Origin of the sequence: Bacillus sp. cl96 (genome assembly GCF_900100505.1) — a bacterium.
GTDB lineage: Bacteria > Bacillota > Bacilli > Bacillales > Bacillaceae_G > Bacillus_A > Bacillus_A cereus.
Window position 1 is genome coordinate 1 of sequence record NZ_FNDM01000030.1, and the last position, 15,341, is coordinate 15,341.

A 15,341-nucleotide genomic window follows, 5' to 3' on the forward strand; every position below is an offset into this window, starting at 1 on the left:
GGAAGGGATAAGTGCTGAAAGCATCTAAGCATGAAGCCCCCCTCAAGATGAGATTTCCCATAGCGTAAGCTAGTAAGATCCCTGAAAGATGATCAGGTTGATAGGTTCGAGGTGGAAGCATGGTGACATGTGGAGCTGACGAATACTAATAGATCGAGGACTTAACCATATAATATGTAGCAAATGTTATCTAGTTTTGAAGGAATATGCCTTCATAGTTTGGTGATGATGGCAGAGAGGTCACACCCGTTCCCATACCGAACACGGAAGTTAAGCTCTCTAGCGCCGATGGTAGTTGGGACCTTGTCCCTGTGAGAGTAGGACGTCGCCAAGCAACTAAAAACACAAGTCATTTGACTTGTGTTTTTTTATTTCCCATGAAATAGATTTGGTTCCATTAATAAAAAATTTGAAATATAGTAAGGGATTTTTTGAGCAGAAATACTTAGAAATTGATAAATAAATGGATAATCTTCAGAACCATAACTTCCAAGTAAGTCATACCACCAATCTGTTTCATATCTAGAAATCATGCTTAAATTATAGAGCAATAAATAATGAATGAGGAGTTCAGGTAATATTGGCTTAGGATTTCTAGGGTCAGTCGTAAGTGGCAAATAATAAGTATTAGTAAGATGTTCATAGTATAAAGGAGTACTGTACATAGGATTCCATGATTGAATAGGCGCTGTAAAAAGTAAATTCGATTCATTAGTCTTCTCAGGTACGTGTTGTATTGATAAATGCTTACAAGATGTTTCAATGTAACGAGAAAATCTCTCTTTAGTCATATGTAATCGATCTAGTAGGTTGACTGAAAAGGAGAGCTCATTTTTAATTGTTGAATCAATTTTATATAAAGTTGATCCTTTTTGACTATAACGAAATAAATTTTGTAATTCTGGAATATTTCCCATTAGTTCTAACATGTTAAATTTTTCTGCTTCTAAGTGTTTCATGTGAAACAGTTGTTCTGCAACATGAGTAAACAATCCGTTTTTTTGTACCTTCACCTCATCTTCTAAAAATTGATACCCTTGTTTTTTTCGTTTGCGAGTTGTAACGCCATGAGCTAAAACAGTAGTTGATTCAGGATAGTTAGGGTCAATAGTTAGTAGGCATGCTTTAAACAGTTGACTAATTCCATAAAATAACAACATTGGTTGAATGGAAAATGGAGCTGTCTTATATAATTCATAATAATTTTTCCCGTGTTCTAAATAATAAATAAAGGGATAACAATTTTCAAAACTTTTTTTTTCTGCATCCTGAATAGAGGATTTTTCATAACAACGGGCAAGATAACGTTGTACGTTTTGAGATGAAAAAAAGAAACTTAACTGCTGCCAAGTACAAGATGTTTGATGCATATATTACGCTCCTTTTATTGTCTAAAAATTCTAACATATATATACGTCCTTGACAGTATTTTAACCAATTGATAAGCTACTAATAATAATTTCTGGTATCATAGGGGGAACAATTATGTGGGAATCTAAATTTGTTAAAGAAGGTTTGACTTTTGATGATGTATTACTTGTACCAGCTAGGTCAGATATATTACCAAGAGAAGTAAGTGTTAAAACAGTTTTATCTGAAAGCTTACAGCTAAACATCCCGTTAATTAGTGCAGGAATGGATACAGTAACAGAAGCTGACATGGCTATTGCAATGGCTCGCCAAGGTGGTTTAGGAATTATTCATAAGAATATGTCTATTGAGCAACAAGCAGAGCAAGTTGATAAAGTAAAGCGCTCTGAAAGCGGCGTTATTTCAGATCCTTTCTTCTTAACTCCAGAACATCAAGTATATGATGCAGAACATCTTATGGGAAAATATCGTATCTCAGGTGTACCGGTTGTAAATAATTTAGATGAGCGAAAATTAGTTGGTATTATTACAAACCGTGATATGCGCTTCATCCAAGACTACTCAATCAAAATTTCTGACGTAATGACAAAAGAACAATTAATTACAGCTCCAGTTGGTACTACACTGGAAGAAGCTGAAAAGATCCTACAAAAGTATAAAATTGAAAAACTCCCTCTTGTTGATAATAACGGTGTATTACAAGGGCTTATTACAATAAAAGATATTGAAAAAGTAATTGAATTCCCAAACTCTGCTAAGGATAAGCAAGGACGCTTATTAGTTGGAGCAGCAGTTGGTGTAACAGCGGATGCTATGCTTCGCATCGATGCATTAGTAAAAGCTAGTGTAGATGCAATTGTACTTGATACAGCACATGGACATTCTAAAGGTGTTATTGATAAGGTAAAAGAAGTTCGTGCTAAATACCCATCACTAAATATTATCGCTGGAAATGTTGCTACTGCTGAAGCAACGAAAGCATTAATTGAAGCTGGTGCAAACGTAGTTAAAGTTGGTATTGGACCAGGTTCTATTTGTACAACACGCGTTGTAGCCGGTGTTGGTGTACCACAATTAACTGCAGTTTATGATTGTGCAACAGAAGCTCGTAAACACGGTATTCCAGTTATTGCTGATGGTGGTATTAAGTACTCTGGTGATATGGTGAAAGCTTTAGCGGCAGGAGCACATGTTGTTATGCTAGGTAGCATGTTTGCAGGTGTTGCAGAAAGCCCTGGAGAAACTGAAATTTACCAAGGTCGTCAATTTAAAGTGTATCGTGGTATGGGTTCTGTCGGTGCGATGGAAAAAGGAAGTAAAGATCGTTACTTCCAAGAAGGTAATAAAAAGCTTGTCCCAGAAGGTATTGAAGGACGAGTGCCATATAAAGGACCTTTAGCAGATACAGTTCACCAATTAGTTGGTGGCTTACGTGCAGGTATGGGATATTGCGGAGCACAGGATTTAGAATTCTTACGCGAAAATGCACAATTCATTCGTATGTCAGGTGCTGGCTTACGTGAAAGTCATCCTCATCACGTACAAATTACAAAAGAGGCTCCAAACTACTCATTATAATGTCTTATATACAAATAGACAGAGATTTGATATCTCTGTCTATTTTTTTTTGATTATGTTAGAATAACGGTTATGTGAGTACATAGATATTGGGGGTAGCAAAAGTGAAAGGTATGTTTTGCAAAAGATTCATTGCTTTGGTAACAGTGCTTACACTAGCTTGTAGCATTTTTATGCCATATAGCAATGCATCAGCTGAAACAGGAGCCGCTTTAAACATTGAAGCAGGTGCGGCAATTTTAGTAGAAGCGAATTCTGGGAAAATTTTATATCAAAAGAATGCAGATGAATTATTATCCATTGCTAGTATGACAAAGATGATGAGTGAATATTTAGTTCACGAAGCAGTGGATAAAGGAAAACTTAAGTGGGACCAGAAAATTAAGGTTTCTGAATATGCATATAAGGTTTCACAAGATGCTTCATTATCAAATGTTGCATTAGAAAATGGTGGCTCTTATACAGTAAAAGAGTTATACGAAGCAATGGCAATCTTTTCTGCAAATGGTGCAACAATTGCATTAGCAGAAGCAATTGCAGGTAAAGAAGTAGACTTCGTAAAAATGATGAATGACAAATCGAAAGAACTAGGGTTAAAAAATTATAAATTTGTCAATTCTACAGGTTTAACGAATAAAGATTTAAAGGGAATGCATCCTGAAGGAACAACAGCGGATGAAGAAAATAAAATGTCTGCAAAGGATGTTGCAACTTTAGCACAACATTTAATTAAAGATTATCCAAAAGTGTTAGATACAGCAAAAATCCCTAAAAAAGAATTCCGTCCAGAAAAAGAGAAGTTTGGAATGTCGAACTGGAACTGGATGTTAAAGGGCTTAGTTAAAGAATATGATGGCGTAGATGGCCTAAAAACAGGCTCAACTCCAGAAGCAGGAGATTGCTTCACTGGTACGGTTGAAAGAAACGGAATGCGTTTTATTTCTGTAGTTATTAAAACAAGTTCTCATACAGCACGTTTTGATGAAACAAAGAAGCTATATGATTATGGATTTGCTAACTTTGAAGTGAAACAAATGTATAAAAAAGGTTCTTCAGTAAAAGGACAAGAAACAGTACGAGTAGAAAATGCGAAAGATAAAGATGTAGCAGTTCAAACGAAACAAGCTATTTCACTTCCAGTGCCAAAAGGAAGTAAAGATGTTTATAAAACAGAATTAAAAGAATCAAGTAAGGGACAAGAAGCACCTATTAAAAAGGGAGCTGCGCTTGGTCAAATGGTAATTACGCCAAAAGATACAAACGACCCTGGATTTTTAACTGGTAAGTCACTGCAAGTGGATCTTGTAACGACATCTGAAGTAGAAGAAGCAAACTGGTTTACTCGTGCTATGCGCGGAATTGGTTCATTCTTTAGTGGTATGTGGAATAGTGCTGTTGATACAGTAAAAGGTTGGTTTTAAAAGCTCCTCACGATAGGAGCTTTTTTTTATTCCTATTTTTCATACCGACTTTATGAAAAAGTAGTAGACAAGCATCTGATAGTTAGTGGTAGAATGTAAGAGTATTCTTAATTTTCGCCTTTAACGGGGGAAAGCAATTCACCTAGGGGGGTTTTTGTACATGACAAATGTAACAGGGACAGAACGTGTAAAACGTGGAATGGCAGAAATGCAAAAAGGCGGCGTTATTATGGACGTAGTTAACGCTGAACAAGCAAAAATTGCAGAAGAGGCAGGCGCAGTTGCCGTTATGGCATTAGAGCGTGTACCAGCAGATATTCGTGCAGCAGGTGGCGTTTCTCGTATGGCAGACCCAACAATTGTTGAAGAAGTTATGGGTGCGGTGTCAATTCCGGTTATGGCAAAATGCCGTATCGGTCACCTTGTAGAAGCACGTGTATTAGAATCATTAGGGGTAGACTATATCGATGAGAGTGAAGTATTAACTCCTGCTGATGAAGTATACCATTTAAATAAACGTGATTACACAGTTCCATTTGTATGTGGTTGCCGTGATATCGGAGAAGCTGCACGTCGTATTGCAGAAGGTGCATCTATGCTTCGTACAAAAGGTGAACCAGGAACAGGAAACATTGTAGAGGCAGTGCGTCATATGCGCCAAGTCAATGCAGAAATCCGTCAAGTTGCGAGTCTACGTGAAGATGAGTTAATGACATATGCAAAAAATACTGGCGCTCCTTACGAAGTATTACTTGAAATTAAACGTCTTGGTCGCTTACCAGTTGTAAACTTTGCGGCAGGTGGTGTAGCAACACCAGCAGATGCAGCATTAATGATGCAACTTGGTGCTGATGGGGTATTTGTTGGATCTGGTATCTTCAAATCAGAAAACCCAGAGAAATTTGCACGTGCAATCGTTGAAGCAACGACTCATTATGAAGATTACGAACTAATTGCAAGCCTTTCTAAAGGATTAGGTAATGCAATGAAGGGTGTCGAAATTTCAACGTTATTACCAGAACAACGCATGCAAGAGCGTGGATGGTAATTAAAGGAGAACTTTAAAATGGTGAAAATCGGTGTACTAGGTCTTCAAGGTGCAGTTCGTGAGCATGTAAAATCAGTTGAAGCAAGTGGTGCAGAAGCTGTTGTTGTAAAGCGTATAGAGCAACTTGAAGAGATTGATGGTCTTATTTTACCGGGCGGTGAAAGTACAACAATGCGCCGTCTTATTGATAAGTATGCTTTCATGGAACCACTTCGTACATTTGCAAAGTCTGGTAAACCAATGTTTGGTACATGTGCAGGGATGATTCTTCTTGCGAAAACACTTATTGGCTATGAAGAAGCACATATTGGTGCTATGGATATTACAGTTGAGCGCAATGCGTTCGGACGCCAAAAGGATAGTTTTGAGGCTGCGCTTTCAATTGAAGGCGTGGGTGAAGACTTCGTTGGTGTATTTATCCGTGCGCCGTATGTTGTAGAAGTAGCTGATAATGTTGAAGTGCTTTCTAAGCATGGTGACCGAATGGTAGCGGTAAGACAAGATCAGTTTTTAGCTGCTTCATTCCATCCGGAATTAACAGATGATCATCGTGTGACAGCATACTTTGTTGAAATGGTAAAAGAAGCGAAAATGAAAAAAGTTGTATAAGTAACTTGCAACTTGTATAAGATTATAGTAAATTGATGGTAACAATTTTATAAAATAAGCGTGTTGATAGGAAATAGTAACAAATGTCGTTTCTTATAGAGAGTCGATGGTTGGTGGAAATCGATAGAAACAGTTTGTGAATCCATCCTGGAATGGAATGTGGAATATCTTTTGGATTAGTAAGCATTCCCGGTGAAGAGCCGTTATTTCTACTTGAGAGGAAAGCGGTAATGCTTTCAACTAGGGTGGCAACGCGGGTTAACTCCCGTCCCTTTATATAGGGACGGGAGTTTTTTGTGTTTTATAAAATAAAAGGAGGAGTATATAATGCTTGATATTAAATTTTTACGTACAAACTTTGAAGAAGTAAAAGCGAAATTACAGCATAGAGGCGAAGATTTAACTGATTTCGGACGTTTTGAAGAACTTGATACGAGAAGAAGAGAACTACTTGTTCAGACAGAAGAATTAAAAAGTAAACGTAACGAAGTATCTCAACAAATTTCTGTATTAAAGCGCGAAAAGAAAGATGCAGAAGCTCTAATTTTAGAAATGCGTGAAGTTGGAGAAAAAGTAAAGGATCTTGATAACGAACTTCGTACAGTTGAAGAAGACTTAGAAAGATTAATGTTATCTATTCCAAATATCCCTCATGAATCTGCTCCAGTTGGTGAAACAGAGGATGATAATGTAGTAGCACGTACTTGGGGAGAAGTGAAAGAATTTACTTATGAGCCAAAACCACATTGGGATCTTGCTACTGATTTAGGAATTTTAGATTTTGAACGCGCTGGGAAAGTAACAGGAAGCCGCTTCGTATTTTACAAAGGTGCTGGTGCAAGATTAGAGCGTGCTTTAATTAGCTTTATGCTTGATCTTCATACTGATGAGCATGGATATGAAGAAGTATTACCTCCATATATGGTAAACCGTGCAAGTATGACAGGAACAGGACAACTTCCAAAGTTTGAAGAAGATGCATTCCGTATTGAAAGTGAAGATTACTTCTTAATTCCAACAGCTGAAGTACCTGTAACGAATATGCATCGTGATGAGATTTTAAATAAAGAGCAATTGCCTATAAGATATGCTGCATTTAGCTCTTGCTTCCGTTCTGAAGCAGGTTCAGCTGGGCGTGATACACGTGGTTTAATTCGCCAGCATCAGTTCAATAAAGTAGAGCTTGTGAAGTTCGTAAAACCAGAAGATTCTTATGAAGAGTTAGAAAAGTTAACAAATGATGCAGAACGCGTGTTACAATTATTAGAGTTGCCATATCGCGTTATGAGCATGTGCACAGGCGATTTAGGATTTACAGCAGCGAAGAAATACGATATTGAAGTATGGATTCCAAGCTATGGCACATATCGTGAAATTTCTTCTTGTAGTAATTTTGAAGCTTTCCAAGCGAGACGTGCAAATATCCGTTTCCGCCGTGAACCAAACGGAAAACCAGAACATGTTCATACATTAAATGGATCTGGTCTTGCAATTGGACGTACGGTTGCAGCTATTTTAGAGAACTACCAACAAGAAGATGGTACAATTATAATTCCAGAAGTTCTTCGCCCTTATATGGGAGGAAAAACAGTTATTAAGTAAATTTAAACATTCATCGGTATGAGTGATTGGTAATTATGAGCGTTGTCAGTACTGTAATATAGGAAGGGGAAAGTAAAATTTTCCTTTCCTCATAATTTATTTTAGTAGGGTTGACTAACTGTTTTTCTTTTGATATTATATTTGATGTCAATATGGAGGTATACCCAAGTCTGGCTGAAGGGATCGGTCTTGAAAACCGACAGGCGGCGAGAGTCGCGCGGGGGTTCGAATCCCTCTACCTCCTCCAGATATAATTGACAACAGCGCATATAAGTGGAGATTGGAGAACTCGTTACCAACACGTAACGAGTTTTTATTTTAAAACCAATCATAAAGTATGGTGTAAGGTAATTTTGTCCTTATTACACACTCATATTCCGATGATTATCTTCATAGATATGAAAGGAGTCAACATGGATCTTATTATACAAACGTTTCCTTTAGATGGAAAAACTTTATATTATGTACAATGTCCTGTCTGTAAGAACAATAGAATTTTAAACAGTGGTGCAAACGTATCACGCATTATTAGTGATGATACATTCCGTAAACTTTGTGGTTGTACTTGTGATGTAAAACCAGCTACGAGTAAAGTAGAGGCGCCAAAACAAGTTAAAAAAGCAGCTGTAAAGAAAGAAGCAGCTCCAAAACGTACAGGTAAAGTATTAACGGCAGTAATTAACGGGAAAGAAATGACTGTTAAAGAGATTGCTGAAGCATACGATATTAGTACAAGTACTGTTCGTCAGCGCATTAACGCAGGAAAACCTGAGAGTGAAATTATTGCTCCAACAAAGAAGAAGTAATTTAATAGGAAAACCCGTGCATATGCACGGGTTTTTTATTTTACAAGTTTACGTGTTTGTTTTAAAAAATGGCCAATTTTTTTTATGATTGGTTCGATTGAATCACCATCTTTTAAAATATCGTACTCATTAATATTTAAGCGTAATACAGGGCATGAATTAAAGTTGTTAATCCAGTTTTCATAACGTCCATGCATTTCTTTCCAGTACTCAATTGGTGTTTGCTGTTCCATTGGGCGCCCTCGTTCTTGAATACGATCGACAATATCATCGAAAGAACCTTCTAAGTAAATTAATAAGTCTGGATGAGGGAAGTAAGGAGTCATGACCATAGCGTCAAATAAACCTTTGTATGTTTCATAATCAGTTTCCGTCATTGTTCCTTTTTCATGATGCATCTTTGCGAAAATTCCAGTGTCTTCGTAAATGGAACGATCTTGAACAAAACCGCCACCATATTCAAAAATTCTTTTTTGTTCTTTAAATCGTTCTGCTAAAAAGTACACTTGTAGGTGGAAGCTCCAGCGAGTGAAGTCCGCATAGAACTTGTCCAAATATGGATTGGAATCTACTTTTTCAAATGATGTGCGATAACCTAAAGCATTAGCTAATGCAGTTGTCATAGTTGATTTACCCACACCTACTGTTCCGGCGATAGTGATTACTGCGTCATTGGGTATATCATATTTTTGCCTTAAATTCATTATTATTTCGACTCCTTTAAGAGAGTATTTTGAAGGGCAGATAGGATAACGTTTAAATCATCAGGATTTTTTACAAAATCCATATCGTCGCCATTAAATTTCAATACTGGTATTTCCGGATGATCTTTTTTAAAAGCATCCATTGCTGTTTCATAATCTTTTGTGAGCTGTAGTAAGTAATTTGGATCCATGTTTTTTTCAAATTCTCTTCCGCGCATGGCGATTCGTTTTTGCAATGTCTCTAGGCTAGCTGTTAAATAAACAATGACATTTGGCACAGGCATATCTTGTGTAAGGATACGATAAATTTGCATGTATTTGTCATATTGAGAGTCTTTTAATGTGCGGGATGCAAAAATTAAATTTTTAAAGATATGGTAATCCGCTACTACTGGTTTCCTTTGATTCAAGTACTTTATGTTAATGTCTTCTAATTGTTTGTATCTATTACAAAGAAAGAACATCTCTGTTTGAAAACTCCATTCGTCGATGTCTTCATAGAACTTTCCTAAAAAGGGATTTTCATCAACAATCTCTTTTAGTAAGTGGAGTTGCATGTGAGTTGAAATTTCCTTCGCAAGTGAAGTTTTTCCAACACCAATTGGTCCTTCAACCGTGATAAATGGTACTCCGGTCACGCTGTTTCCTCCTTTCAATCAGTGATTTACCGTGACTACTAAAAACACAAAACAGAATTATTGTAGCACAAGAGGGAAGCGAGCGGGTTAATTTGATATAAAAAGTTAGAAAATAGATATATGTATCAATTAAATTTTATTTTGGTTGATGATGTTATATTTGCTTTCAATGTAGTTTCCATTATTTTTAAAGCATGTATATTATCTTGGTCGTTGTTAGAGGCGATACAATCCTGTGGTACATACAATTTATAATTTCTCATATGAGCATCATTAGCTGTAAATAGGATACATATATTTCCGGCAACCCCTGTTAATATTAGATTTTCTATTTTTAAATAACCTAGTAATGAATTTAAAGGTGTTTCATAAAAAGCGGAATAATGTGGTTTAATAAAAATGTACTCATCAAAACTTGGAGCAATCTTATGGATTATATTTTCGCTATATTCATTTGTGCAATGAGTAATAAGTTGGTCGATATCAGATCTCCAAAGTTGATAATGGTCATTAACGTAAATTATAGGATAGCCAAAGGATTTCATTTTTTTCTTTAATTGTAAAATAGGGTTTGTTATAGTTTCGCATTTTTTAGCTAGAATGGGTCCGTGGGAAAATTGAAAGTCATTAATCATATCGATAATGAGCAAGGCGGTATTTTTCATATGTAATCCCCTCTCTTTTTTCTTTTAGGGTGGATTGAATTTGTAAAAGTTATCCCCTGTGTAGTAAATGGAAATAAGTGTACTTTATTTGTAATGAAAGGACTATGTTATGGAACAAGATCAAGATATTTATTTTATGCAATTAGCGATAGAAGAAGCTAAAAAGGCAGAGGAAATACAGGAAGTACCAATTGGAGCAGTTATAGTGTTAGATGGTGAGGTAATTAGTGTTGCCCATAATTTAAGGGAAACTGAGCAAAGATCAATAGCTCATGCTGAGTTGCTAGCGATAGATGATGCATGTAAAAAATTAGGGACATGGCGTTTAGAAGATGCAACATTGTATGTAACATTAGAACCTTGTCCAATGTGTGCGGGTGGAATTGTTTTATCACGAGTGAAGCGAGTTGTATATGGTGCAAGTGATCCGAAGGGCGGATGTGCAGGGACATTGATGAATCTTTTAACGGATGAACGCTTCAATCATCAATGTGAAGTAGTATCTGGTGTACTAGAGGAAGAATGCGGTACGTTGTTAACAAACTTTTTTAGAGAGCTTCGTAAAAAAAGAAAAGCAATAAAAAAATTAGAGAAGAATACTGGGAACTAACGTATTTGCATTTTCTAAAGAAACAAGTTATACTGATAATGCCTTTAATGAAGGCAACCGAATATTGGTTTTAACTTTGCCGTGCTAAGCGGGGAGGTAGCGGTGCCCTATACTCGCAATCCGCTCTAGCGAGGCCGAATCCCCTCTCGAGGTTATGTTGCTGTAAGGTCTGCCTTAAGTAAGTGGTGTTGACGTTTGGGTCCTGCGCAACGGGACCCCGTGAACCTTGTCAGGTCCGGAAGGAAGCAGCAATAAGCGGGTCTTCTCGTGTGCCGCAGGAGTGCCTGAACCGAGCTAACTGCTTGAGTAACGCTTATGGTACGTAATCGACGGAGGGTGCACGGCAGTTATATATGTATACAAAACTCACCTTAATACAAAGGTGAGTTTTTTGTATAGAAAATAACTTTTGGAATCTATAAACAGAATGGGTTATAATAAATGAGATAATAACCTTTGAGGGAGGCCGTATTTTCGTGTCATACCAAGCGTTATACCGAACATGGAGACCGCAAAAGTTCGAAGATGTAGTCGGTCAAAAGCACGTGACAAAAACGTTGCAAAATGCCCTTCTTCAAGAGAAAGTTTCACATGCTTATTTATTTTCTGGCCCGAGGGGAACAGGAAAAACGACAATTGCAAAAGTATTTGCAAAAGCAATTAACTGTGAACATGCTCCGGTAGCTGAACCTTGTAATGAATGTCCTTCTTGTTTAGGAATCACACAAGGATCCATTTCAGATGTATTAGAAATTGATGCGGCTTCAAATAACGGTGTAGATGAAATTCGAGATATTAGAGATAAAGTAAAATACGCTCCAAGTGCTGTAGAATATAAAGTATACATTATTGATGAAGTTCACATGCTTTCTATGGGTGCATTCAATGCGCTTTTAAAAACCTTAGAAGAGCCGCCAGGACATGTTATCTTTATTTTGGCGACAACAGAACCTCATAAGATCCCACCTACAATCATTTCACGTTGTCAGCGCTTTGAATTCCGAAAAATATCAGTGAATGATATTGTTGAGAGATTATCAACGGTCGTGACAAATGAAGGTACGCAAGTGGAAGGTGAAGCATTACAAATTGTTGCGCGTGCTGCCGAAGGTGGTATGCGTGATGCGCTTAGTCTTATTGATCAGGCTATATCTTATAGTGATGAGATTGTTACGACAGAAGATGTATTGGCCGTAACGGGATCTGTTTCTCAGCAATACTTAGGCAATTTAGTAGAGTGCATACGTGAAAATGATGTATCAAGAGCATTGCAAATCATAGATGAAATGATGAGTAAAGGGAAGGATCCAGTTCGTTTTATGGAGGATTTCATTTACTATTATCGTGATATGCTTTTATATCAAACTTCACCACAACTAGAACATATGTTGGAACGAGTAATTGTAGATGATCAATTCCGTAAGTTGAGTGAAGAAATGCAACCGGAAGTGATCTATGAGATTATTCATACCCTTAGTAAGGGACAACAGGAAATGAAGTGGACAAATCATCCGCGTATTTTCTTAGAAGTTGTTATGGTGCAATTGTGTCAACAGTTTATGATGCAAGCAAATGGTACAGATCGTTTGCAAGCAATTATGAACAGGATGCAGCAACTGGAGAAAGCGTTAGAGCAAGTCAAAAAGAACGGTGTGCCAGCTGGTGTACAACAGGAAGTAAGAGAGACACGTGCAACACCAAAACCGGTACGAACAGGAAGTATGAAAATTCCTGTCGGACGTGTAAATGAAGTATTAAAACAAGCGAAGCGTCAAGATTTAGAACAATTAAAAGCTGTATGGGGTGAGTTGTTAGGAAGACTCAAATCATATAACAAAGTAGCGTTTGCCGTTTTACTAGAAAATAGTGAACCAGTGGCAGCTTCAGATGACACTTACGTTTTAGCATTTCAATATGAGATTCACTGTAAGATGGCGAGCGAAAATCGAGAAGCTATGGATACAGTAGAACAAGCTTTATTTGAATTGCTAAGTAAAAGGTTAAATATGATTGCCATTCCAAAAAGTGAATGGGGTAAAATCCGTGAAGACTTTTTACAACGTGAAGGTGGAGAGTCTGAAGAAAGCCCGGAGAAAAAGGAAGACCCTCTTATAGAAGAGGCAGTGAAGTTAGTAGGGCAAGAACTCATTGAAATAAAAGAGTAATAATAATTAGGAGGAATTAATTATGATGCGTGGCGGAATGGGAAATATGAATAACATGATGAAACAAATGCAAAAGATGCAAAAGGACATGGCGAAAGCACAAGAGGAGCTTGGTGAAAAAACAGTTGAAGGTACAGCTGGCGGCGGAATGATTACAGTTATTGCAAATGGTCACAAGCAAATTCTTGAAGTGAAGATTAAAGAGGAAGTTGTAGATCCAGAAGATATCGAAATGTTACAAGACTTAGTATTAGCTGCAACAAATGATGCACTTAAAAAGGCTGATGAGCTTTCAAACTCTACAATGGGTAAATTTACAAAAGGCTTAAACTTACCAGGTGGAATGTTCTAGGAGGATATTGATACATGCATTATCCAGAACCAATATCAAAACTAATCGATAGTTTTATGAAGTTGCCAGGTATCGGACCGAAAACAGCGGTTCGATTGGCATTTTTCGTATTAGATATGAAAGAAGATGATGTGTTAGGTTTCGCGAAAGCACTTGTAAATGCGAAGCGAGATTTAGCGTACTGTTCTGTATGCGGACATATTACTGATCGTGATCCTTGTTATATTTGTAATGATTCACATCGAGATCAATCAGTTGTTTGTGTCGTGCAAGAACCGAAAGATGTAATCGCGATGGAAAAAATGAAAGAGTATCAAGGTGTATATCATGTGTTACGTGGTGCGATTTCTCCTATGGAGGGAATTGGACCGGAAGACATTAATATCCCGCAACTCTTAAAGCGACTACATGATGAAACGGTACAAGAAGTGATATTAGCAACAAACCCTAATATTGAAGGGGAAGCTACAGCGATGTATATCTCCCGCCTCTTAAAACCTACAGGCATTAAAGTAACTCGTATTGCACATGGTCTGCCAGTTGGTGGAGATTTAGAATATGCAGATGAAGTGACATTATCCAAAGCGTTAGAAGGGCGCAGAGAAGTATAAGAGGAGAAACAAAAATGTTCTTTCAAAAAAAGGGTAAATTGCGTAAAGAGTATGACGATAAGTTAATTGTACTTTTGGAAAAAGTGAAGAATGAGTGGTTACGTCAGAAGAGAATGGTCGAACAAAGTGTAGAACCGTCTCAAGATGTCATTTGTTCTTTGAAAATAGCAGAGGCGAAATATTTCTTTTTGTTGAAAGAAGCAAAGCGTCGTCCTGTAAAAATGGAACAATGGTAAAAGGTTCTGCTTTCTAAGCAGGCCTTTTTATTTTGGTTTTTAAGTGCTGAGGTATTGTTTTATTTAGTGTATATGAAAGAGATGCTGCATATGATAACTGTTCTTTTTTATTGTCTTGTCCCATACAAATAGATGTATAGGTCATTCATAAGGAGGAAAAAATGAATTCTACAATTATTATTGTTGGTATTCTTACTTTAGTATTTATTTTTCTTGTTTTTGGTGTTGCCTCTAAGCCATTACGTTTTATAGGTAAGGTGATTTTTCATGTTACTTTAGGAATAGCATTGCTTTTTATCGTAAATGTTGTAGGGACATATTTTGATTTTCATATCCCAATTAACATGGGTACAGCAGCAATAACGAGTTTATTAGGTCTACCGGGTGTGGCAGCATTAGTGATTATTAAGCTTTATATCATGCCAAGATAAAATTATTTTGGCATTTTTTTAAAAAGTGTTGACTATTAAATGATTAATATGGTAAATTAATAAGCGTCGTCAGGAACGAAAGAAAAAAGTTGTTGACAGATTTAACGCAAAATGTTAAATTATAAAAGTCGCTGAAACGCGATATTGAACTTTGAAAACTAAACGAAACAAACAACGTGAAACGTCAATTTTTATTTTAGATGCTAGACAAACTAACTTTATTGGAGAGTTTGATCCTGGCTCAGGATGAACGCTGGCGGCGTGCCTAATACATGCAAGTCGAGCGAATGGATTAAGAGCTTGCTCTTATGAAGTTAGCGGCGGACGGGTGAGTAACACGTGGGTAACCTGCCCATAAGACTGGGATAACTCCGGGAAACCGGGGCTAATACCGGATAACATTTTGAACCGCATGGTTCGAAATTGAAAGGCGGCTTCGGCTGTCACTTATGGATGGACCCGCGTCGCATTAGCTAGTTGGTGAGGTAACGGCT

At 37.1% G+C, this 15,341-nt stretch carries 16 protein-coding genes, 1 tRNA gene, 3 rRNA genes, 1 other RNA gene and 1 other annotated feature; of the genes, 17 read left to right on the forward strand and 4 right to left on the reverse strand.

The annotated features are described in order from the left end of the window. A 23S ribosomal RNA gene (locus tag BLT20_RS29100) occupies positions 1 to 169 on the forward strand; the annotation flags it as partial. Between the two features lie 49 nt (positions 170 to 218). After that, positions 219 to 334 (forward strand): 5S ribosomal RNA (rrf, locus tag BLT20_RS29105). Positions 335 to 368: 34 nt separating this feature from the next. Here rrf and BLT20_RS29110 read toward each other — a convergent pair. Continuing rightward, a complete protein-coding gene (locus BLT20_RS29110) occupies positions 369 to 1,370 on the reverse strand; it encodes a YaaC family protein (RefSeq protein WP_000554287.1) in 1,002 nt (333 codons plus the stop codon). A 115-nt stretch (positions 1,371 to 1,485) separates the two neighbouring features. Here BLT20_RS29110 and guaB point away from each other — a divergent pair, with 115 nt between their 5' ends. The 7 genes from guaB (at position 1,486) to BLT20_RS29145 (ending at position 8,435) form a co-directional block, all read left to right on the forward strand. Further along, positions 1,486 to 2,949, forward strand: a complete 1,464-nt coding sequence (gene guaB / locus BLT20_RS29115; protein ID WP_000264088.1) for an IMP dehydrogenase — start codon at positions 1,486 to 1,488, stop codon at positions 2,947 to 2,949. A 113-nt stretch (positions 2,950 to 3,062) separates the two neighbouring features. Further along, complete coding sequence (gene dacA, locus BLT20_RS29120) at positions 3,063 to 4,370, forward strand: D-alanyl-D-alanine carboxypeptidase DacA (protein ID WP_124749816.1); 1,308 nt, start codon at positions 3,063 to 3,065, stop codon at positions 4,368 to 4,370. A gap of 160 nt (positions 4,371 to 4,530) precedes the next feature. Further along, the gene (gene pdxS, locus BLT20_RS29125; RefSeq protein ID WP_000186165.1) at positions 4,531 to 5,418 is read left to right on the forward strand and encodes a pyridoxal 5'-phosphate synthase lyase subunit PdxS; all 888 of its coding nucleotides are present in this window, start codon (positions 4,531 to 4,533) and stop codon (positions 5,416 to 5,418) included. Positions 5,419 to 5,436: 18 nt separating this feature from the next. Then, a complete protein-coding gene (gene pdxT / locus BLT20_RS29130) occupies positions 5,437 to 6,027 on the forward strand; it encodes a pyridoxal 5'-phosphate synthase glutaminase subunit PdxT (protein ID WP_000238785.1) in 591 nt (196 codons plus the stop codon). Positions 6,028 to 6,081: 54 nt separating this feature from the next. Continuing rightward, positions 6,082 to 6,303 (forward strand) — a binding site (T-box leader). Between the two features lie 51 nt (positions 6,304 to 6,354). After that, on the forward strand, positions 6,355 to 7,629 hold the full coding sequence (gene serS / locus BLT20_RS29135; protein WP_000884187.1) for a serine--tRNA ligase: 1,275 nt from the start codon (positions 6,355 to 6,357) through the stop codon (positions 7,627 to 7,629). Between the two features lie 154 nt (positions 7,630 to 7,783). Then, positions 7,784 to 7,876, forward strand: a tRNA-Ser gene (locus BLT20_RS29140). Positions 7,877 to 8,042: 166 nt separating this feature from the next. Further along, positions 8,043 to 8,435, forward strand: a complete 393-nt coding sequence (locus BLT20_RS29145; RefSeq protein ID WP_000364193.1) for a sigma factor-like helix-turn-helix DNA-binding protein — start codon at positions 8,043 to 8,045, stop codon at positions 8,433 to 8,435. Between the two features lie 35 nt (positions 8,436 to 8,470). Here the strand turns inward: BLT20_RS29145 and BLT20_RS29150 are convergent, their stop codons facing one another. The 3 genes from BLT20_RS29150 to BLT20_RS29160 all read right to left on the reverse strand — a co-directional run bounded on the left by BLT20_RS29150 (position 8,471) and on the right by BLT20_RS29160 (position 10,442). Continuing rightward, positions 8,471 to 9,139 carry a deoxynucleoside kinase gene (locus BLT20_RS29150; protein ID WP_001053585.1) on the reverse strand — a complete coding sequence of 223 codons (669 nt, stop codon included), beginning with the start codon at positions 9,137 to 9,139 and terminating at the stop codon, positions 8,471 to 8,473. A 2-nt stretch (positions 9,140 to 9,141) separates the two neighbouring features. After that, positions 9,142 to 9,777: a deoxynucleoside kinase gene (locus tag BLT20_RS29155; RefSeq protein ID WP_000148218.1), complete on the reverse strand. Its 636-nt coding sequence runs from the start codon at positions 9,775 to 9,777 to the stop codon at positions 9,142 to 9,144. A 125-nt stretch (positions 9,778 to 9,902) separates the two neighbouring features. Further along, the gene (locus tag BLT20_RS29160; RefSeq protein WP_000798724.1) at positions 9,903 to 10,442 is read right to left on the reverse strand and encodes a cysteine hydrolase family protein; all 540 of its coding nucleotides are present in this window, start codon (positions 10,440 to 10,442) and stop codon (positions 9,903 to 9,905) included. Positions 10,443 to 10,551: 109 nt separating this feature from the next. On the opposite strand from BLT20_RS29160, the gene tadA reads away from it, so the two are divergent. The 8 genes from tadA to BLT20_RS29205 all read left to right on the forward strand — a co-directional run. After that, entirely contained in the window at positions 10,552 to 11,052 is a 501-nt protein-coding gene (gene tadA / locus BLT20_RS29170; RefSeq protein ID WP_000434329.1) for a tRNA adenosine(34) deaminase TadA, read from the forward strand. Positions 11,053 to 11,131: 79 nt separating this feature from the next. Continuing rightward, an RNA gene (gene ffs, locus BLT20_RS29175) (signal recognition particle sRNA large type) lies at positions 11,132 to 11,396 on the forward strand. 132 nt (positions 11,397 to 11,528) lie between these two features. Next, on the forward strand, positions 11,529 to 13,217 hold the full coding sequence (gene dnaX / locus BLT20_RS29180) for a DNA polymerase III subunit gamma/tau (protein ID WP_000121586.1): 1,689 nt from the start codon (positions 11,529 to 11,531) through the stop codon (positions 13,215 to 13,217). A 25-nt stretch (positions 13,218 to 13,242) separates the two neighbouring features. Further along, the gene (locus BLT20_RS29185) at positions 13,243 to 13,569 is read left to right on the forward strand and encodes a YbaB/EbfC family nucleoid-associated protein (protein ID WP_014894853.1); all 327 of its coding nucleotides are present in this window, start codon (positions 13,243 to 13,245) and stop codon (positions 13,567 to 13,569) included. Positions 13,570 to 13,583: 14 nt separating this feature from the next. Beyond that, the gene (gene recR, locus BLT20_RS29190) at positions 13,584 to 14,180 is read left to right on the forward strand and encodes a recombination protein RecR (RefSeq protein ID WP_000559169.1); all 597 of its coding nucleotides are present in this window, start codon (positions 13,584 to 13,586) and stop codon (positions 14,178 to 14,180) included. A gap of 14 nt (positions 14,181 to 14,194) precedes the next feature. Next, positions 14,195 to 14,416 carry a YaaL family protein gene (locus BLT20_RS29195; protein ID WP_000466019.1) on the forward strand — a complete coding sequence of 74 codons (222 nt, stop codon included), beginning with the start codon at positions 14,195 to 14,197 and terminating at the stop codon, positions 14,414 to 14,416. Between the two features lie 161 nt (positions 14,417 to 14,577). Next, entirely contained in the window at positions 14,578 to 14,847 is a 270-nt protein-coding gene (locus BLT20_RS29200) for a pro-sigmaK processing inhibitor BofA family protein (RefSeq protein WP_001089273.1), read from the forward strand. Positions 14,848 to 15,065: 218 nt separating this feature from the next. Beyond that, a 16S ribosomal RNA gene (locus BLT20_RS29205) occupies positions 15,066 to 15,341 on the forward strand; the annotation flags it as partial.

Coding starts and splice junctions, on each gene's coding strand:
- pdxS (WP_000186165.1), top strand. CDS start 4,531: ATGACAAATGTAACAGGGACAGAACGTGTAAAACGTGGAATGGCAGAA.
- tadA (WP_000434329.1), top strand. CDS start 10,552: ATGGAACAAGATCAAGATATTTATTTTATGCAATTAGCGATAGAAGAA.
- BLT20_RS29145 (WP_000364193.1), top strand. CDS start 8,043: ATGGATCTTATTATACAAACGTTTCCTTTAGATGGAAAAACTTTATAT.
- BLT20_RS29160 (WP_000798724.1), bottom strand. CDS start 10,442: ATGAAAAATACCGCCTTGCTCATTATCGATATGATTAATGACTTTCAA.
- dacA (WP_124749816.1), top strand. CDS start 3,063: ATGTTTTGCAAAAGATTCATTGCTTTGGTAACAGTGCTTACACTAGCT.
- BLT20_RS29110 (WP_000554287.1), bottom strand. CDS start 1,370: ATGCATCAAACATCTTGTACTTGGCAGCAGTTAAGTTTCTTTTTTTCA.
- BLT20_RS29150 (WP_001053585.1), bottom strand. CDS start 9,139: ATGAATTTAAGGCAAAAATATGATATACCCAATGACGCAGTAATCACT.
- recR (WP_000559169.1), top strand. CDS start 13,584: ATGCATTATCCAGAACCAATATCAAAACTAATCGATAGTTTTATGAAG.
- BLT20_RS29200 (WP_001089273.1), top strand. CDS start 14,578: ATGAATTCTACAATTATTATTGTTGGTATTCTTACTTTAGTATTTATT.
- serS (WP_000884187.1), top strand. CDS start 6,355: ATGCTTGATATTAAATTTTTACGTACAAACTTTGAAGAAGTAAAAGCG.
- BLT20_RS29195 (WP_000466019.1), top strand. CDS start 14,195: ATGTTCTTTCAAAAAAAGGGTAAATTGCGTAAAGAGTATGACGATAAG.
- guaB (WP_000264088.1), top strand. CDS start 1,486: ATGTGGGAATCTAAATTTGTTAAAGAAGGTTTGACTTTTGATGATGTA.
- pdxT (WP_000238785.1), top strand. CDS start 5,437: ATGGTGAAAATCGGTGTACTAGGTCTTCAAGGTGCAGTTCGTGAGCAT.
- BLT20_RS29185 (WP_014894853.1), top strand. CDS start 13,243: ATGCGTGGCGGAATGGGAAATATGAATAACATGATGAAACAAATGCAA.